At 47.3% G+C, this 19654-nt stretch carries 11 protein-coding genes, 1 tRNA gene and 1 other RNA gene; 10 read left to right on the top strand and 3 right to left on the bottom strand.

What is annotated here, in order from left to right; genetic code table 11:
• Positions 1–674: 674 nt before the first annotated feature.
• From V513_RS10760 to V513_RS10735, 6 genes are all read left to right on the top strand, one after another.
• Positions 675–2600 (top strand): histidine kinase N-terminal 7TM domain-containing diguanylate cyclase, encoded by a 1926-nt coding sequence (locus tag V513_RS10760; RefSeq protein WP_257212079.1) that lies wholly within the window; start codon positions 675–677, stop codon positions 2598–2600.
• A 236-nt stretch (positions 2601–2836) separates the two neighbouring features.
• The gene (locus V513_RS10755) at positions 2837–3715 is read left to right on the top strand and encodes a carbohydrate ABC transporter permease (protein ID WP_180274885.1); all 879 of its coding nucleotides are present in this window, start codon (positions 2837–2839) and stop codon (positions 3713–3715) included.
• On the top strand, positions 3712–4542 hold the full coding sequence (locus V513_RS10750; protein WP_099772753.1) for a carbohydrate ABC transporter permease: 831 nt from the start codon (positions 3712–3714) through the stop codon (positions 4540–4542). Before V513_RS10755 ends, V513_RS10750 begins: the two co-directional genes overlap by 4 nt.
• A gap of 28 nt (positions 4543–4570) precedes the next feature.
• Entirely contained in the window at positions 4571–5821 is a 1251-nt protein-coding gene (locus V513_RS10745) for an ABC transporter substrate-binding protein (protein WP_099772752.1), read from the top strand.
• Positions 5822–5879: 58 nt separating this feature from the next.
• On the top strand, positions 5880–7670 hold the full coding sequence (locus V513_RS10740) for a CehA/McbA family metallohydrolase (RefSeq protein WP_099772751.1): 1791 nt from the start codon (positions 5880–5882) through the stop codon (positions 7668–7670).
• Positions 7671–7684: 14 nt separating this feature from the next.
• Positions 7685–8434: an alpha/beta hydrolase family protein gene (locus tag V513_RS10735; protein WP_099772750.1), complete on the top strand. Its 750-nt coding sequence runs from the start codon at positions 7685–7687 to the stop codon at positions 8432–8434.
• Between the two features lie 7 nt (positions 8435–8441).
• Here the strand turns inward: V513_RS10735 and V513_RS10730 are convergent, their stop codons facing one another.
• From V513_RS10730 to V513_RS10715, 3 genes are all read right to left on the bottom strand, one after another.
• Positions 8442–9488 (bottom strand): hypothetical protein, encoded by a 1047-nt coding sequence (locus V513_RS10730; protein ID WP_099772749.1) that lies wholly within the window; start codon positions 9486–9488, stop codon positions 8442–8444.
• A gap of 2010 nt (positions 9489–11498) precedes the next feature.
• Positions 11499–14336 carry an excinuclease ABC subunit UvrA gene (gene uvrA / locus V513_RS10720; protein WP_099772748.1) on the bottom strand — a complete coding sequence of 946 codons (2838 nt, stop codon included), beginning with the start codon at positions 14334–14336 and terminating at the stop codon, positions 11499–11501.
• Positions 14329–15645: a phosphoglucosamine mutase gene (locus tag V513_RS10715; RefSeq protein ID WP_099772747.1), complete on the bottom strand. Its 1317-nt coding sequence runs from the start codon at positions 15643–15645 to the stop codon at positions 14329–14331. Before V513_RS10715 ends, uvrA begins: the two co-directional genes overlap by 8 nt.
• Positions 15646–15744: 99 nt before the next feature.
• Here V513_RS10715 and V513_RS10710 point away from each other — a divergent pair.
• The 4 genes from V513_RS10710 to ssrA all read left to right on the top strand — a co-directional run bounded on the left by V513_RS10710 (position 15745) and on the right by ssrA (position 18802).
• A tRNA-Ser gene (locus V513_RS10710) sits at positions 15745–15835 on the top strand.
• A gap of 78 nt (positions 15836–15913) precedes the next feature.
• Positions 15914–16711, top strand: a complete 798-nt coding sequence (gene rsmA, locus V513_RS10705) for a 16S rRNA (adenine(1518)-N(6)/adenine(1519)-N(6))-dimethyltransferase RsmA (RefSeq protein WP_099772746.1) — start codon at positions 15914–15916, stop codon at positions 16709–16711.
• A 17-nt stretch (positions 16712–16728) separates the two neighbouring features.
• Entirely contained in the window at positions 16729–18438 is a 1710-nt protein-coding gene (locus tag V513_RS10700) for a sigma-54 interaction domain-containing protein (RefSeq protein WP_099772812.1), read from the top strand.
• Between the two features lie 13 nt (positions 18439–18451).
• Positions 18452–18802, top strand: a transfer-messenger RNA (tmRNA) gene (gene ssrA, locus V513_RS10695).
• Positions 18803–19654 lie beyond the last annotated feature (852 nt).

Genomic DNA, 19654 nt, shown 5'->3' with positions numbered 1-19654 from the left:
GTCGCTGAGAAAAGCCGTCCTTCGTTGCCCGTCCAAGATCATGGACCCGTCCTTCGATAGGAACGAAACCCAGATCCCGAAACAAGTTCGGGATGACAGGGTATGGTTATTTTGATAACGCCGCATCCCGTCTGAACTTGTTTCAGCATCATGCTTTTGGTTCCTGATCTTGGCCAAGAACGAAGAACAGGTTTTTTATTCGGAGAACGGAGAACCGTTCATCGGCGAACCGGTTTCACTTCGCTCTTTCCTACCCCCTACCTGCTAACCCCAACCACGCTCTTCTGGTCCGCCTTGTGTCCGATGATATTTCTCGGCGCATTGCGTCTCGCTCTTGTCGGGGATGACGGAGTACGGTTAACGGTGAGTCCCGAGTCGTGCCCAGATTCTGACCGGGAGCATTGTCAGATGACGGAAAGCAAGAAAAGAATATCATCGCTTAGTGGTCTTTTACGGGATCTCATCCCATTTGCTCTTATCTGAGGACGGAGAACCGTTGACGGTTGACCTGAGAATGCCTTATTCGAAGCGCCTGACTTGTGTTGTTCTCTTCTCATAGAACGTTGCTCCGTTTACAGCCAAGTCCTATCACCCACTGATGATTTTCTTTTCTTTGTGAAGTCCTGGCAAAACGTTTATAATCTGACTATCAGGAGATTTTCGGGGTGTGAGATTTGAATATTTACGCGATTTTGATGTTCTTTCCAGTGGCTGTTAGTTTTTTTATGGTGTTCCTTTGTTTCAGGCAGAGAAGTCGTCTGGAAGCCAGGACTCTTGGCCTAGTAATGCTTTCTATAGCGTGGTGGTCGCTTTTCTATGCTCTGGAGTTGTTTTCTTATGATCTTGAAAGTATGAGGCTTTTGAACAAGATTTCTTATCCAGGAATAGTGTCCGTTTCGGTCTTTTACTTTCTTTTCTCCATGGCACTTGTAGACAAAAGAGATTGGTTTGACTGGAAGAGGATTGTGATGCTATTTATCGTACCCATTGCTGTTTTGTTTGCGGTGTGGACAAATGAACAGCACTGGCTATTTTACTCCGTTAGTGAGCTCGATCAAACTTCGGCTTTCCCCCTGCAAAAACTGGTTCACGGTCCGCTCTTCTGGGTTGCAATGTCGTACAATTACTTACTGCTTTTATCAGGAATCGTTGCTGTCTTCAGGAAGTATCTCCGTTCGACGGGTCTATATAAGGGTCAGTTGAGGACTGTTCTACTGGGAACGGTATTCCCCATATTGGTCAACATAAACTACTTGTTTGACTTCGTCGATATAGGATATTTGGATTTGACCCCATTCGCTTTCACATTTGCCGGAGTATTTGCCGCTGCAGGAGTTTTCAGATATAGGTTGTTCGACATACGCCCCGTAGCCAGAGAGACCGTAATAGAAAGGCTTCCAGACGGGATAGTCATTCTTGACGATGGTGGAAGAATAGTTGATTTGAATCCGATGGCTTGCAAGATGCTGGGCATTGATTCCTCAGATGCCATTGGAAACTCAGTCCAGGAGGTCTTCAGCGATATCGAGTCTCTTGCAAGCTTCTTCACTTCTGGCTCCGAAAGGAGAGAGTTGAACGCGCGAGAGAGAGTCATAGAGATAAAGCAGAGTCCAATCTACAGCAACAAGGGCAAGATCAGAGGGCATATTGCGTTGCTGACAGATATAACCGAAAGAAAAGAGGTCGAAGATGCGCTGCGCCAAAGTGAAGAGAGGCTCGCACTTGCAGTGAAAGGCGGAAAGATAGGTCTCTGGGACTTGAAAATGAAGAAAGGCGAGTTTTCGATAAACGATCGATACTATCAGATCATGGGCTACCCGGCAGGCGGGTCTGTCATTACCTTTCAACAATGGAAGGAATTAGTACACCCTGAGGACCTTCTTCCCTGCCTTGAGGAAATGGATAATTGCTACGAAGGTCAGACTGACTACTTCGACATTGAATACAGGATGCTTTCGAAGGGCGGAGAATGGATCTGGGTTCATGATCGTGGCGAAGCGGCCGAAAGAGATGAGGATGGAAGGGCGACCAGGATTCTCGGAACTCACATCGACATTTCTCCTACGAAGCAAATTGAAGAAGCCCTTCGCGAGAGTCAGATGATGTACAAGAAGCTGGCCACTACGGATATGCTAACCGGGGTAATGAACAGGTATTCGCTAACCGAGCTTCTCAAATTGGAAACGGAAAGGTCTAGAAGATATTCCGCTCCACTCTCGCTGATAATGTTCGATCTTGACAACCTGAAGACCGTAAACGATAATTTTGGCCATCTCGCCGGTGACGATGCGCTGAAGGTGACATGTTCGTTCGTTCAGTCAAATATCAGGAGCTGTGATTATATAGGTAGGTGGGGAGGCGATGAGTTCTTGATTGTTGCAACGAACACCGATCTCGAAGGCGCAATTAAGATGGCCGAAAAGCTCAGATCGGGACTCAGTTCTATTGACAAAAAAGAATATGGACCTTTGACCATTAGCATTGGTGTTACGACGCTTCTGGAAAATGAAAGCGATTTTGACGGTTTGCTTCGAAGAGCGGATGAGGCACTATATGAATCAAAGAGGCGTGGAAAGAACAGAGTTACGTCTGCGATTTGACAAATAGAATGGAGATTTCTGAAGTGATTTCGAACCTGAAAGCAGTAAGAATCGAAAAGTTGATTTTGCTCTTCCAGTTATGCTAGACTATCCCTAGCGTGACAGAGATGATGAGAAAGTCGTGCCAGTTATAAGGCGGCGACTTTTTTTATTTTGCTTGATCTTCCTTTAATGTATTTTGGTCATAATAGTTGTGTTATAGATTCTTTCATATTTACAACTGTGGGGTGATACGATTGCGTCGCGGAACCAGGGAAGCGCTTACCGGCTGGGTGACAGTCTTACCGGCTTTGACTGTTCAGGTGATCTTTATCTATTTGCCACTAGCGTGGGCTTTCTATGTATCTTTCTTTAGTTGGAACATGATAAGACCGATGAGGTACGTTGGACTCCGTAATTACGAAAGGCTCTTCACCTCAGCGGATTTCTGGAATTCGATGGGAGTTACCGGGATATATATCCTCGGCACCGTAATCCCTTCGGTTATTATCGGACTGTTGCTTGCTGCTCTGCTCAATATTGAGTGGATAAAGGGAAGAGGACTCTTCAGGACGCTCTTCTACATTCCGGTTGTCACCTCGATGGCCGCCGCGGCCGTTATTTGGGGTTGGTTGTACGAACCGAATTTTGGACTGGTAAACTACTTCCTTTCCATTTTTGGTATTAGTAACATAAAGTGGTTAAGCGATCCGAATTACGCACTCCTTGCGTTGATCATTGTTGGTGTCTGGAAACGTATCGGCTACAACATGGTGCTTTTCCTGGCGGGTTTACAGACTATCCCGAAGACATACTACGAGGCGGCCGAAATCGACGGGGCGACACCCTGGAAGAAGTTTGTAAATATTACGCTTCCGCTTCTATCTCCGACGACTCTCTTTGTGTTCATCATGCAATTCATTGCATCCTTCAGGGTCTTCGTCTCGGTATCCGTTATGACGAGCGGTGGGCCGGCGAAGAGCACTCAGGTTATCACATACTACCTTTATGAAAATGCCTTCAAGTACCTGAAGTTTGGATACGCGTCAGCAGTTGCCGTCGTCATGTTTGCGATGATGGTAGTATTCACTCTGATACAATTCAGAGTAAGCAAAGGGAGGGTGCATTATCAATGAGAAGAAAACCGGCCCTTCCAATTAGACTGATCGTTTACCTGGCAATACTTTTCGTGGCGATAATTATCAATCTTCCTTTTTTCTGGATGCTCGTTACTTCCTTTAAGACAGAGGACGCTGCCTTCTCTATTCCGCCGAGTTTTCTGCCGACCATCTTTGATTTGAGGAATTTTGTCAAAGCCTTCGAGTTGATACCGCTTGCCAGATATATATGGAATACGCTTTTCGTGGCGCTAACGGTGACTTTGCTACAGTTGATTTTCAATTCTCTTGCAGCTTATGGGCTGGCGAGAATAAGATTCAGAGGAGCTAATGTGGTCTTCATGATCCTGATCGGGACCCTTATGGTTCCGCCGGAAGTCACTATGGTGCCTCTGTATGTAATCGTCAAGCAATTTGGGTTCATAGATAAGTATAGTGCTCTAATAGTTCCATTCATGAGTTCTGCATTCGGAATATTCCTGCTGCGTCAGTTCTTTATGGGAATTCCAAAAGAGCTTGAGGAAGCGGCAATTATTGACGGGGCCAGCAGAATGAAGATCTTCGTCAGGATCATTCTGCCACTTTCGAAACCTGCGCTTTATACTATGGCGCTGTACACTTTCCTCGCCCACTGGAATGAATATATGTGGCCGCTGATCGTTATAAATGATGCAAAGAAACAGATGATTCAGGTCGGTATATCTCAGTTTGTAAGCGGCTGGGAGACTCAATGGACGTTAAGAATGGCCGCTTCTACGACGGCGGTAATTCCAATAATCATCTTGTTCTTCTTTGTTCAAAAACAGTTTGTAGAAGGAATTAGCATTTCAGGGTTGAAAGAGTGACCCAAATCTCGAAAGGGGAGGTTTTTTTGTGAAAAGAACATTTGTAATCACGCTACTGGTAGTTGCTATCGCTGCAATAGGTTTTGCGGCGCCGGTAAAGGTTACCATGTGGTACGCACAGACTGGTATTTATTCCCAAACACTGCTCGATATTGCTGCGGAGTTCAACAAGTTGCATGAGGGAGAAATCGAAGTAGAGGCAGTCTACACCGGGAATTACCAGGATACAATGCAGAAGCTCCTTGCCGCCATGGTAGCCGGCGACGTACCTACTCTGGCTCAGATTGAGCAGTCGAGGATCGGTCAGTTTGTCGATGGGGGCGCTTTCCAGGACCTCAATTACTTCATTGACAAGGATCCCGAGTTCAAGGCAACGCTCGACGACTTCTGGCCGAGATTCATTCAGGCCAATACGTATGAGCAGGGTCTGCTTGGATTTCCTCTCAACTGCAGCACCCCGTTGATGTACATCAACAGGGATCTTTTCAGGCAGGCCGGACTTGATCCCGACAATCCTCCGAAGACCTGGACCGAGGTCTATGCTGCCTCGAAGCAGATCAAGACTCTGGGCGAAGACATTTTCGGTTACAGATTCGGGATCGATGACTGGCTCCTGGAAGCTTATATCTGGCAGTTTGGAGGAGAGATAATCTCCGATGACGGCAGAAAGATGCTTATCTACTCCCCGGAAACTGTGGCCGCCTGGAACTTCTTCCAGAAGGGTGTTAGAGAGGGAATCTTTATATTCGGAGTCAGCGGTGGAAACGAACTCGACCTTTCCGGAAGAATAGCAATGGTTGTGCGCTCTACAGGGAGTATTGGTTATTTGAAGCAGAACGCAAAGTATGACCTCGGTGCTACAACGATGCCCGGTCAGGTAAAGGAAGTAGTTCCGATAGGTGGAGCAAATGTCTTCATGTTCTCCTCAAGACCTCAGGCCGAGAAGGATGCAGCATGGGAGTTCTTGAAGTTCCTCACTTCCACAGAGAATACGAAGAGATGGTCCCTCGCAACCGGTTACATGACGAGCAGGATTTCTGCATACGAATCTCCCGAGATCCAGAAGATCATGACAGATGACCCGAGATATGCTCTTACTTATCAGCAGCTGAGAGACTGTGCTGTAAGGAGACCATGGTACGGACCATATCCAGAAGTTCATGCAATGATCACTTCTGCCTGGGAAGATGCAATGTCTAACCCGACAAAAGACGTTGATGCAATTCTTAAGAGTCTACATGAAGAAGCTCAAGATGTGCTCGATGATTACTACTTTTGATCGATAGCAAGACACATGGGGGCAGTCGTTGGCTGCCCCCTTTTTTAGAGGTGATTTTATGAAAAAAATTCTGATAGCGGTCCTCGTAGTTGTTTCATCTCTCTCTTTCGGTCAGGTTTTCTTTGGAAACATTCATGCCCACACATCTTATTCGGATGGGCAGGGAACTCCTGAGGAGGCCTTTGAATACGCAAGAAATTCGGGTGTCGTTGACATACAGGCAATAACAGATCATGATCACGACCTGAACTACCCCTTGCCTGACGGCTCTTGGAAGCTCGACAGGATTATCAAGATGGCTGAGAAATACACTGTAGAAGGTGAATTCATTGCCATATCCGGCTTCGAGTGGACGCTGACCAGTCGGGGACACATAACGATATACAATACCTCTGAATGGATCGACAGGAGTACTACTGATCTTTACTACATTTACCAGTGGATTGTCGACAGGAAAGCGACCGCCCAGTTCTGTCATCCGGGTAAGAAGTACGGTGATTTCTTTGACTTCAAGTACTTCCCTGAGGTAGATCTTTACATCAATACAATTGAGGTCGGAAACGGAGCGGGAGCTAACTCAAACAATGTCATAAAAGATGAGTACTTCGAGCGTTTCCAGCGGGCGCTGAACAGAGGCTGGCATGTAGGCTCCTCTGCCAATCAGGACAATCATCATAGGGAGTGGGCCACAGTAAATGATGCGAGGACAGCCTTCGTAATAGATGAACTTACAACGGAAAAGGTCTATGAAGCGCTGAAAACGAGGAACATCTACGCCACAGAAGACAGAAATGCTTTTATCTCATTCTCCACTGAAGGGGCGAAGATGGGAGACATCCTTTATGACATTCCAGAAGCAACGTTGAAAGTGGAATATAGTGACCCGGGAGAAAGAACTCAACGGGCGTATATATACAGCAACAACGGAGTGATGGAGCTGGATGTTTCCGGGGACGAGTGGGCTATCGAAATAGACGTTAAGAATCCTCTGTCATATAACTGGTACTTCGTAAAGATCGATCAGATTGACGGTAACGAGATAGTATCGTCACCGATCTGGTTTCAAAGCAGTACTAACAAGTATCTCCTAAATGCGAGAACAATTGATCCCAGGCCGGTAAAGGGCCTGCCTTTTGATGTGGGCTTCGATCTGATAAATTCCTTGCGGGAAGACCAGGTAATCTCTGTCGAAGTCCGAAGCGGCGAGAGTGTTGTCTTCAAGAAAGATTACGATATTTCCGCCATGACCTGTCTGGAAATAACTGAGACCTTCGACACTGTTGATAAGGATCTTGACTTCTTTATCAACGATGAGCTTGCTTTCAGAGTCAACGTCGATTTTGTAAGCTTCACAGCTCACCTAGATACCTCTCACGAGAACTACTTCGTGTCTGAGCTGAAACCTCTAACGGACATCTTTATCGGTCTCGGCGGGGAAGTGAAACCGGTGATCGGAGAGCTCACTGAGAAGACTACTTTTGAGGGCCAGGTTTTGATACTTCCGCTTCCAGACGCAGATACCTTTATGAAAGACTTTATGGCGATTTCAGAAGAGCAGATTGGCTTCATCGTGAATTATGTCGAGAAAGGTGGTCTACTCGTTGTTGTTCTTGCAAGAAAAGAGATCAATCACCCATCTATAGAGAGTTACAAGCTGCTCTTTGAGAAACTTCGCTGGGCGGTCAAACTTGAGAACGGCGGAAGGTCGGTATCTGGGACGAGCACAGGAAACCTTGAAATCGAGAACGGCGGCGGAGTCGTAATACTCAGTTGGGACGAAGCGACTGGAAAGTCTGCAATAGATGAAGAAACAATGGGCTTTATTGAATTCAAATTGGATTTGAAATAAAGCGAGGGATTGATATGTCAAAACTGGAGAGCTTCACATTAGGGGAGGATGGAAAGAGGATATTTGGGATCTGCGAGTATCCAAGATCCGGAGATAGCTTCCCCACAGTAATGATGTTCCACGGATTCACGGGAGAGCACATCGTTTCCACATTCAAATTTCCCCGTCTCTCGAGAAGACTCGTCGAGAAGGGAATAGCGACTGTGAGGTTTGATTTCAGGGGTTCCGGAGACAGCGAGGGGAAATTCTACGAGATGTCGCCTTTGACTGAGCTTCGCGACGCAGAGGAAGTCTATTCCTTTGTCAGATCGAGAAGCTGGTGTTCGGGAAAGGTCGCCATTGTCGGGTACAGCCTGGGTGGTATGGTTGCCTCGCTTTTTGCCGGGAGACATCCCGAGATTAGTTCACTGGTTCTGTGGTCGCCTGTAATAATGAATCAGGAGTTCTTCAACCGCGAGGATTACTCTTTCAAAGATGGCGAGGAGTATAAGGACGTTCTGGGGCTGAAGCTCGGATCGATCTTCTTCGAAGACGGTCGCAGTGTCGATGCTTCGGAGGAACTCAGAAACTATGAAGGAGATCTTCTGATTGTCCATGGTTCCGACGATGAATCGGTGCCATATCTTCCCGTAAAGAAGTATGCAAATGCGAGACGGTTGATGATACATACTGTAGAGGGAGCCAATCACAAGTATCAGAGGATAGACTGGATTGAGGAACTCTTTTCAGTTTCAAGGGATTTCTTTGAAAGAACATTGCTGTAGCGGGCGATCAATCGCCCGCTCCTTTCTTAATTGCCTTTCTGATTTCTTCTAGAGCACTGTCGATAAGCCTTTCTTCGGAAGTGAAAGTCAGCTCTTTTTCATGGATTTCTGGAATCACTAGACCTTGCCTGCACAACGCCGCAAGGACCTCAATGACCTCATGGCGATGTACTCCGCTCGAAAAGGCAATTTCATCGATACATTGCCTTGACCGCATGACAATTTTAAGAATACGAAGCGAATTCTGGTCAGAGAGCGCACTAATAACACCTGCAGCGCTCCTTTTCTCATAAGAAAGACTCCGCTTCCTAACTCTATCCGCTCCAATGAGTGATATGACTGAGTTTTTCTCAGGAACTTCAACGGTGATCACTGAGCCTCCAAGAAACGCCGAAACGTGGAGCCTGATCATCTTGTCTGAGAGAGAAGAAGGTTCAATATCCAGTAGAAAGGCTAAGAACCAGCCTTCAAATCTCTCGGTGTTCTTAAGGAGAATCTCTTCTCCATAGTTGACAAGATTCTCCAGTTCAACCATTGAAGCTATCTCCTTCTCGGCAAAACGGAGCAGTTCAAGAAAGGATTCATGTGTCTTGGCCTGATCCGTTAGCATTTGAAACGCTCCATATCTGTCAGAAGATAAGAGCCAGGGAATTGACGAAACATACTCAAGAGCGCCCTTTTCATTTTCCTCTAAAGATTTTAAAAAAACATCGTTCTTCTTTTCAAGCGGCATGAAATCGCTGCTAAGAAACATCGAAAGGAGCCTTTCGGGAGATATCGTTTCTATCATCTTCAGTAGACCTGACGGAGTAGGGGAACCTTCGAGGAAGAAGTAAGGGATAATCTTCAAACCAAAGAAGGCCTCCCAGCTGAAAAGTCTTGCGAGAGATGTTAAAGTCTCCTCCGTGAGAGAAAGCCTTGCCTTGAAAACCCAGTCAGAGAGGGCTTCTAGGGACTCTCCGTCGTTTGGAGTCAGCTTTTCATGGTTATTCAATCTGAACAAAGATAGAAGGAGCTCAGCTCCCCTTCCCTTGTCAAGGACAAAATTTACCATTGGACCCTCCATAAAAATCATTGGTAACCCACTGCGATGCCGAGATTTGCTGTTAAACAACAACTGACCTACGAGAGATCTCCCAAATCGATCTTACACTACAAAAGGAGCGGTCACACAAAAGCGGGCAAATGGCTAGGAGCTCTTGCCCGCAGGGAGCCTCATCTGTTTGTACACTGGACGATGGGGATATTCTATTCGGCTGGATAATGGGAGCCGAATGAATCGAGAGCTTCAAGTCCGGTTCTGAGAGAGCTGGGGCTGAAATCACCCTGGGCTACTCACCGTGTGCCATAGCAGCAGATGTTGGTTTGCTGTTGAATGGTTCACCGTTCTCAGAAGAAAAAACCTGTTCTTCCAGAGCATGGATCTATTCTTCGTTCTTGGTTAAGGTGAAAAACCAAGAACACGAGATTCTGAACCAAGTTCAGACGGGTTTAAACGTTCTCAGAATAAACAACGCTATCATTTCCGTTATGACTTGCTGGAAGTCCATCTTATTGTCATCGTACTCCAGTACGGGATCTCATACCTAAGAACCGCTGTGCGCTCAAGAACGAAGACCCGCTGAACGCTGGAAAGAACCGTCCTTCGTTACCCGTCCAAGATCATGGACCCGTCCTTCGAAAGAGCAGTTGCAAGATGCCTGTTCCAAGTTGTAAGCCCAAGAATAGCGAAAACAGGGATTGACGGGCTCCTAAGGTCCGATTTTTCGCGTTACAAATCGAGATCCTGGTTGGAGGCATGCCTAGATGACGTGAGGGGTTGCTCATCTTGTATAGCTTGTACTAAATCCGTTTACTTTACCATCAAGTGTTCCTGTGTGGGATCTCACATCTGAGATCTTTTTTTCGCTGAACGCTGTGAAAAACCGTACTTCTCGTCCCAAGTCATGGACCCGTCCTTGGATAAGATCAACACCTAGATCCCGAAACAAGTTCGGGATGACAGTGTGAGGGACTTCAAAGAAGTCGTGACGGGAATGACAGCGTTTGCTAATTCTGAAAACACGATAATTTGTCATGCTGAACTTGTTTCAGCATCCCGTTCTAAAAACCGCTGGACGCTTGGAAAAGCCGAGAAAGCGTATGTTCGAGAGTTCGCTGCGCTCACGAGAAGACGAGAGCGAAAATAGGGACTGACGATTCTCCTCACGTCCCATTTTTCGCGTCCGTGCCTCGTAAGACCCAAGCCCAGATCCTGAACAAGAGCATCTCAGGATGAGGCGAAGGGCTGTCATGCACTAACTCCCCATACTGTCATCCCGTAATGCTCCTGCACGCGATCTCATACCTAAGAACCGCTGTACGCTTGCTAAGAGCCGCTGAACGCTTAAGAACGAAGACCCGCTGTACGCTGAACGATCAAAACACCGGATCCCGAAACGAGTTCGGGATGACAAGTAGAGGGACTTCCAAAAGCCGCTGTCGGGATAACTTCCTCATTTGCATTGAAACCCTGAATTCATTGCCGGTTCTCTTCACGAGACCCCATACCCCTTAATCGATACCCTGCCCTTCGCGTCATGAACTTGTTTCAGCATCCCGATGTAAGAACCGCTGTACGCTGATGAAAACCGCGTCCCAGTCAACGGTCCACCGTCCTCCGAGAGGATCAAAACCGGATCCCGAAACAAGTTCGGGATGACAAGGAGAGGGACTTCCAAAAGCCGCTGACGGGATAACTTCCTCAGTTGCATTGAAACCCTGAATTCATTGCCGGTTCTCTTCACGAGACCCCATACCCTGTAATCGATACCCTGCCCTTCGCGTCATCTGAACTTGTTTCAGCATCCCGATGTAAGAACCGCTGTGCGCCCAAGAACGAAGACCCGCTGAGCGCTGAAGGCTTTGAAGAGCCGAGAAAGATAGCATTCGAGAATTCACTTTGCTCACGAGAAGGCGAGACTGGCCGGGCGGGGCCTGACTGGCCTGCGTCAGCAGAGTGGCTTCGAAATCGCTTGTTTCCTAAAGTAGTATCACACCTAGGCCGATAGTTCCCGGTGTGGAACTAGAACGCTTCAAGCTGTGAGAGTTGTTTCTTGAGATAGTATCCGGTATGACTGTGGCTATATTCGGCCACTTCTTCGGGGGTTCCGGAAATCACGACTTCTCCGCCGTTTCCACCGCCTTCGGGTCCCAAATCAATTATGTAATCGGCGTTTTTGACGACGTCCATGTTGTGTTCGACGACAACGACCGTATTGCCCTTTTCTACGAGGCGTTTCAAGACCTGTACGAGTTTAGCCACATCGTCGAAATGCAGCCCGGTTGTCGGTTCATCGAGAATGTAGAAGGTTCTACCCGTAGAGGTCTTCTTCAGCTCCGAGGCCAGTTTTATTCTCTGAGCCTCTCCCCCCGAAAGCGTTGTAGCGGGTTGACCGAGCCTTATGTATCCAAGTCCTACATCATTTAGAAGTCCGAGGATTCTGTTTAGTGTAGGTATTCTTTCAAAGAATGTCAAGGCCTCTTCGACTGTCATGTTTAAAATGTCGGAAATAGTCTTTCCACGATAGCGTATCTCGAGAGTCTCTTTATTGTATCGCCTGCCTTTGCAGACATCGCACTCGACGTAGACATCGGGAAGGAACTGCATCTCTATCTTTATAAGCCCATGCCCTTGACAGGCCTCGCATCTTCCGCCTTTGACGTTGAAGGAAAAACGCCCTTTGTCGTAGCCCCTTGCTCTCGCTTCCTGAGTCTTGGCGAAGAGATCCCTTACGTGATCGAAGAGCCCCGTGTATGTTGCAGGATTGGATCTCGGCGTTCTGCCTATTGGGTTCTGGTCGATCACTATTACGTTGTCGATCTCCTCCCAGCCTATGAGCTCTGCCAGCTTTTCGGAGGAGGAATTGGATCCACCCAGTGCAACTTTGAGTGAAGGGTACACCGTGTCCATAACTAGAGAGCTCTTGCCACTTCCAGAGACACCGGTTACCGTTATGAATTTGCCGAGCGGAAATGAAACGTCAATATGCTTAAGATTGTTCTTCTCCGCGCCCTTTACAGTGAGAAACTTTCCATTTGAGTTGTTCGCCGATTCGAATCTAGGAACGAATAGGTCGCCATTTAGATACTTTCCCGTAAGAGAGCGCTCCGGCGGGTTATCGAGAAGCGCCTGAGTTGTCCCCTGATAAACGATCTCTCCTCCGTGAACTCCTGCTCCCGGTCCCACATCCACGATGTAGTCGGAGCTTCTTATGACCTCTTCGTCGTGTTCGACAACTATTACGGTGTTTCCCAGATCCCTGAGGTTCTTCAGTGTCTTTATCAACCTGTCATTGTCTCTTGAATGTAGCCCTATGGTTGGCTCATCGAGCACATAGGTAACCCCCGTAAGGCCGGAACCGATCTGTGTCGCAAGTCTTATTCTTTGAGATTCCCCTCCTGAAAGCGTCATGGCGTATCTGGACAGGGTGATGTAGTCGAGTCCCACATCCACCAGAAACTTGAGCCGCTTCTCTATCTCACTCAGGAGTTCTCCGACTATTTCCCGCTGAAAATCCGTGAAATGAATACCTGTCATGAAGTCGTAGATTTCCTGGATTGTGAGATCGGATATCTGAGCGATATTCAAACCGCCAAGAGTAACTGCAAGCGCTTCGGGTCTCAAACGTTGACCGTTACACTGCGTACAGATCTGTTGAACCATGAAATTGCTTTCCATCCAGAAGCGCATGTCTTCCGACTGTGTCTCGTTATATCTCCTCCTTAGATTGTTGATTATGCCTTCATAGGGTCTCTTAAGCTCGTAAGTGAGCCGATCGGACTTGTATTTCATAGAAATGTCGCTGTCCGTTCCGAAAAGGATGGCATTCTTCACATCGTCTCGAAGATCTTTGAAGGGTTTAGCGGGGTCGTCGCCTAGCGATTCTATTACTTTTACGATCATCTTTAGGGTAAATGTGTCCCTGTTGCTTGACATCGTCTTTATGGCGCCCTTCAAAACGCTCAGACTTTCGTCTACAAGAAGATCTTTTGAGAATTCCATTGTGTAACCAAGGCCATGACACTTTGGACAGGCCCCAAAAGGGTTGTTGAATGAAAAGATCTTCGGCGAAATTTCGGGAAGGCTTATCCCACAGTCGGGACAGGCAAAATTCTCACTGAAGATCTTTCTCTCTTCGGAATCGACCAGACCGACTTCGACGAAGCCATCCCCTTCATGCAAAGCCATCTCGATGCTGTCTGCAACACGTGAAGCGTTATCGGCGTCCGCCCTCAGTCTATCTACCACTAGGTTTATCGTGTGTCTTTTGTTCTTGTCAAGTTTGAGGTCTTCGTCGAGATCGTATGTTTCTCCATCAATCTCGATCCTTACAAAGCCCTTCTTTCTGAGAGCTTCAAGTTCCTTCTTGAACTCGCCCTTCTTACCATTGGCAACAGGGGCGTAGATGGCGATTCGATCTTCCGCACCGTATTCCTTCAGAACTCCTTCTACGATTTCATCGAGACTCTGTTTCTGAACTACGCGCCCACACGACGGACAATGTGGAATACCCACTCTGGCGAACAAGACTCTCAGGTAGTCGTGTATCTCCGTAACGGTTCCTACCGTCGATCTCGGGTTATGGCTAACGGTCTTCTGCTCTATGGCAATTGCCGGAGAAAGCCCCTCGATATTTTCTACATCGGGTTTCTTCATCTCCCCCAGAAACTGTCTAGCGTAAGTGGAAAGAGATTCGAGATATCGCCTCTGACCTTCTGCGTAAATTGTGTCGAGTGCCAGCGAGGACTTTCCCGATCCGGACAGGCCGGTAATAATAGTCAAGGAATTCTTGGGGATTGCGACATTGACATTTTTCAGATTGTGTACCCTGGCGCCTTTCACATATATATACCTATCCATTACTACACTCCTGCACTAACTCGACCAGCTCCTGACAGATCTCCTCGACCAACAGCTGCTCGGCTCCTTCAACCATGACTCTAATGTACGGCTCCGTGCCTGACGGCCTGAGAACGATTCGAAGATCATCTTTCTGCTTCAGTTCTTCGAGTCTTTTCTTAAGATTCATGTCTTCCATGACCAGCTTCTTGTTTGATACGGGAACGTTCTTCAACAACTGTGGGTAGACAGGGAAAGAGGCGGCAAACTCTTCGAGGCTTTCGCCAAGCTCTTCGAGTGAGTTCAAAGTTTCAAGTGAAGTGATGAGACCATCGCCGGTAGTACTCCTGTCGAGGAAGATGATATGACCAGATTGCTCTCCTCCAAGGACTCCGCCTGTCTGCAGCATTCTTTCGAGAACGTATTTGTCGCCAACCTTTGTTCTGTCCAGGGAGATGTTCTTTGAGGTGAGATACTTCTCGAAGCCGAGGTTTGACATTACAGTTGCAACGACCCTATTGCCCTTCAACCTTCCCTGGTTCACAAGCTTTCTCGAATTGAGCGCCATCAACATATCGCCGTCTATCAACTTGGAGCCCGGAAGAACGAATAGACATCTGTCTGCATCTCCATCGAAAAGAACCCCGATCTGTCCTTTCTTTAATGAATCGCCTAGGAAGTTCGGAAATAGCGATCCGCAGTTATCGTTGATGTTAATCCCGTTCGGTTCGATTCCTCGAAGCTCCGCACCTATACCTAGGCTTTCGTATACCATAGATATGACGGTCGAAATCGCTCCGTTGGCACCGTCGACAACGATCCCGTCAGAAGGGAGTCTCTCATTCCTGTAAAGACCCAGAACATACTCGATATACTCATCTCTATAGTGATCTTTATAACTAATCTTGCCGACTCCAGAATAAAATGTATAGTGAAATGGGGTGTCGATTATGAGGTTTTCTATCTCCACTTCGTCTTCGTCGGATATCTTCATTCCCTTGGCGAGAACCTTGATTCCGTTGTAAACAGCGGGATTATGGGAAGCAGAAATAACAGCTCCCAACGTTGCCTCTTTGTTCGTGATATACGCTAATGCTGGAGTAGGAATTACGCCTGCGAACTCGACGTTCATCCCGGCGGAGGCGGCTCCTGCGGCCATTGCGCTTTCCAGAAGATCACAGGAGCTCCTCGTGTCTTTTGCTATGATAAATCTGCTATACTTTCCCGTGTAGTATCTGCCAATGGCATTGCCAAGCTTCATTGCAAGTTCGGGTGTGAGCTCTTCGTTGATAACGCCCCTTATCCCGTCGGTTCCGAATAGCTTCTTCATTAAGACACCCCCAAATATAAACATTTCTATACCTAGCATTTAGTTTACCACAGAATCTCGTTGACAACTCAAACTGCGAACTATATAATTGTGACTGTTGGAGAGATGGCCGAGCGGTCGAAGGCGTACGCCTGGAGAGCGTATGACGAGCACAACTCGTCCGTGGGTTCAAATCCCACTCTCTCCGCCAGAAAACCACCCGTCTTTCCGACGGGTTTTTTTGCTTAGATGGGAGAGTTACGGAGATCCTATCTGAAACGGAGGAGCAATGGGAGAGAAATCGATAAACATAAGGCTAAACAAGGCGCTGGGGCAGAACTTCCTGAAGTCAGACAGAGTCTCTCGCAGGATCGTCGAATCAGTGGAACTGAATCCGTCGACGACTATAGTCGAAATAGGCGTAGGATCCGGTTCGCTCACTTCTATCCTGTTAGAGAAAGGCTACAGAGTTATCGGGTTTGAAATAGACACAAGGTTCTCCGAAGGCAACCGAAGGCTGGAGGGCGAACGGTGCGAGCTTCGTTACGAGGACTTTCTCAAGGCCGATCTATCTACTTTGCCCGACTCCGTCACGTATGTTGCCAACATTCCTTATTACATTACCTCTCCCATTATCGAGAGAATAATGTTCGATGGGCCATCATTTGACAGGGCTGTGCTAATGGTTCAGAAGGAGTATGCGGATAGATTGACCGCAACACCCCGTACGAAGGAATACGGTATACTGACGGTGAATGTTAATACTTTTTCCGAAGTGAGGGAGCTTTTTCAGGTTTCAAGAAAGGAGTTCATTCCGCAGCCAGAAGTGGACTCGATGGTGATTGAGCTGTCACTGCTTGAGAACCCTCCGATAGGAGAAGCTAGAAGGGATCAGTACAGGAAATTTGTAAGGCATTGTTTCTCTCAGAGACGGAAGAAGCTGAAGAACAATCTGAAAAGCATCGTGGACTCACCAGAAGAATTACTCGGGTCAATGGCTATAGGAGTCGACGTCAGGGCAGAAGAACTAAGCGTAGATGATTTCGTAAGCTTGTTCAAGAACATATATCCTGAAGGTGGTGTGTGACCGAAAGAGGTCAAGCAATGGAGAGAGAGCTTTTCGAAAGGATTCTGAATTCGCTGATAGAGGGAATAATAGTTGTCGATTCAGACGAGACGATAGCCTTCATAAACGACGAGGCCCTCGAAATTCTAGGAGTGAATGGAGAGGAAGCGACCGGTGCTCCCGTAAGAGAGACCATACCCAACACTAGGTTGCACATCGTTCTGAAGAGTGGTGAGCCGGAGCTCAACAGAATTCAGTATCTCAAGGAAAAGACGATAGTAACTTCAAGATTCCCCATCGTCAACTCACAAGGTGAAGTCCATGCTGCAATGGCTGTATTCCGCGACATAACAAATGTCGAAAAGATGGCCGAAGAAGTCATTAACCATAAGGAGATGGAGGGTCTATTGACGTCCATCATAGATGCGACATACGATGCAATTTCAGTGGCCGATGAAAAGGGAAAGATCGTTCTCGTAAACAGGGCCTACACCAGAATAACAGGAATGAGTCCCGATTTCGTCATTGGAAAAATGGCTACAGTTGACATTGCGGAAGGTTCCTCTCTTCATCTGGAAGTTGTGAGAACGAGGAAGCCGATATACAACGCAAGGCTGAAAGTCGGTCCGAACAGAAAGGAAGTGCTGGTCAACGTCACTCCCCTTTTCGTGAAGGGTGAGTTTAAGGGAAGCGTGGGTGTCGTTCATGACATCTCCGAGATAGAGAGACTCGCGAGGGAACTGGAGGACACGAAGCGCCTCCTTCGATACATGAAGGCAAAGTATACTTTTGACGATATCGCCGGTTCGTCTAAGCTGATGCAGGTAGCGATTGATCAGGCGAGAAAGGTTTCAAAGACAAGGGCAACAGTACTGCTGAACGGTCAGAGCGGAACTGGAAAAGAACTCTTCGCGCACGCAATTCACAATTCCAGTGATAGACGAGAAGAAAGCTTCATAAGTGTTAACTGCGCTGCCTTGCCGGAAAACCTCCTCGAATCGGAGCTCTTCGGATATGTTGAAGGCGCTTTCACAGGAGCCCGGAGAGGGGGAAAGAAAGGTCTTCTTCAAGAGGCAAACGGAGGAACCGTATTTCTCGATGAAGTTGCTAAGATGAGTCTCTCAGTTCAATCAAAATTCCTGAAGTTCCTTCAAGATAGGGAGATAAAGCCGGTAGGCGGAAATCAGACCTACAAACTCGATGTCAGAGTAATTGCGGCGACCAACGTGAGTCTGGAGAAACTCGTCGCGTCCGGAGAATTCCTTCCCGACCTGTACTATCGTCTGAATGTAGTGCCAATCGTAATTCCTCCACTCAAAGAGAGGCCAGAGGATATTCCCGAGATAGCGAGGGTAGTGATGATGAGGCTAAATCAGGAGTACGGAAGGATGGTTACCGAAATCGATCCTGCAGTTCTGCGCATGTTTGAGAAACACGACTGGCCCGGAAACGTAAGAGAACTTGAAAACGTTATCGGAAGGGCAATGATAAGTATGGAACTTGAAGAAAGAACTATACTGCTTTCGCATATAAAGGGAATCCTTGAGAAACCGGATAAGAGAGAGAGGCTACCCGAGGGAAGTCTATCAGTCCTTCTGGATGACTACGAAAAAGAGATAATAAAAGAGTCTCTTCGAAGAAACGACGGGAACAAGACGAAGACTTCGAACGAACTTGGTATAAGCATAAGGAGTCTATATTACAAGCTGGAAAAACACGGTATCACTGACACTCATCAAAACCGATGATATAATTATCAATGGGGGCGAAACGGTTTCGACGGGGTCAATGAACTTGTAGGAGCGAGCCGAGGTCCCGGAGCCGCGTTAAAAAACCGGAAAAGCAGAAATGCCAATAACGAATTTGCACTTGCTGCTTAATAATTAATAAGTAGCCGTCCGAATAGCTTTTTGGTCTGGTGGGCTATGAAGGGCGTCAGAAAATCAGATCTTGCCCGTGAATATGCTCCGTATTCCCGGGGACACTTAGGAGCTTGGACAGTCGGACTCTGCCTGTGAAGTCTTGACTGTTGACGACGATCACAGGATGCGCTCGGAGAGCCTGCAGGGAATTTGGTTTCGGACGCGAGTTCGACTCTCGCCGCCTCCACCATTCACTCAGAGCTACCTGCACTGAAGCTGTGAAGCGAGGAAGCAATACTTAGTATTTTTAATGTAAAGACCCGGCAGTTCCGGGTCTTGTTTTTTTTAACGCCACGCGGTATGAAAACAGCTGGTTATTTCGAAAACGTCGCATCCCGTCATGAACTCGTTTCAGCATCTTGCTCCTAGGAACCGCTGCACGCTTAAAATCCAAGACCCGCTGAACGCTGGAAAGAACCGTCCTTCGTTACCCGTCCAAGATCATGGACCCGTCCTTGGATAAGATCAACGCTAAGATCCCGAAACAAGTTCGGGATGACAATGAGAGGGACTTCCAAAAAGTCATGACGGGAATAATAGCAAACGTCATTTCGAAAACGCCTAAATCGGTCATGCTGAACTTGTTTCAGCATCTTGCTCCTAAGAACCGCTGCACGCGTAAAATCCAAGACCCGCTGAACGCTGAAGGCTGTAAAAACCGAGAAAGAGCGTATCCGAGAGTTCGCATTGCTCACGAGAAGAGGAGAGCAGAAAAAGGGGCTGACCGGGTCCTATGGTCTCATTTTTCGCGCCCTCTGGCCGCTGAAAGATCAAACGATCCCGAAACAAGTTCGGGATGACAATGAGAGGGACTTCCAAAAAGTCATGACAGGAATGATAGCGTTCGTCATTTCGAAAACGCCTAAATCGGTCATGCTAAACTCGTTTCAGCATCTCCGGCTAGCTATTCTTCTATTAGAAAAGTGCTCGAATTGTATCATTGGCCCTTGCTGACTTCTTGCCAAAGGTCTCTAAGTTCTGGATTCGACTCTCTAATGAGGTTCAACTTCCATTCTCTTCTCCAGTTCTTCAACTGCTTTTC

This window comes from Mesotoga sp. H07.pep.5.3 (genome assembly GCF_002752615.1).
Lineage (GTDB): Bacteria > Thermotogota > Thermotogae > Petrotogales > Kosmotogaceae > Mesotoga > Mesotoga prima.
The sequence above is the reverse complement of the archived record's forward strand: the minus strand, read 5'-3'. Positions and strand labels throughout refer to the sequence as shown.

What these genes read in the sequence shown, in the direction of transcription:
- V513_RS10750 (WP_099772753.1), top strand. Translation starts at nt 3,712, where the DNA reads ATGAGAAGAAAACCGGCCCTTCCAATTAGACTGATCGTTTACCTGGCA.
- V513_RS10740 (WP_099772751.1), top strand. Translation starts at nt 5,880, where the DNA reads ATGAAAAAAATTCTGATAGCGGTCCTCGTAGTTGTTTCATCTCTCTCT.
- V513_RS10735 (WP_099772750.1), top strand. Translation starts at nt 7,685, where the DNA reads ATGTCAAAACTGGAGAGCTTCACATTAGGGGAGGATGGAAAGAGGATA.
- V513_RS10730 (WP_099772749.1), bottom strand. Translation starts at nt 9,488, where the DNA reads ATGGTAAATTTTGTCCTTGACAAGGGAAGGGGAGCTGAGCTCCTTCTA.
- uvrA (WP_099772748.1), bottom strand. Translation starts at nt 14,336, where the DNA reads ATGGATAGGTATATATATGTGAAAGGCGCCAGGGTACACAATCTGAAA.
- V513_RS10715 (WP_099772747.1), bottom strand. Translation starts at nt 15,645, where the DNA reads ATGAAGAAGCTATTCGGAACCGACGGGATAAGGGGCGTTATCAACGAA.
- rsmA (WP_099772746.1), top strand. Translation starts at nt 15,914, where the DNA reads ATGGGAGAGAAATCGATAAACATAAGGCTAAACAAGGCGCTGGGGCAG.
- V513_RS10700 (WP_099772812.1), top strand. Translation starts at nt 16,729, where the DNA reads ATGGAGAGAGAGCTTTTCGAAAGGATTCTGAATTCGCTGATAGAGGGA.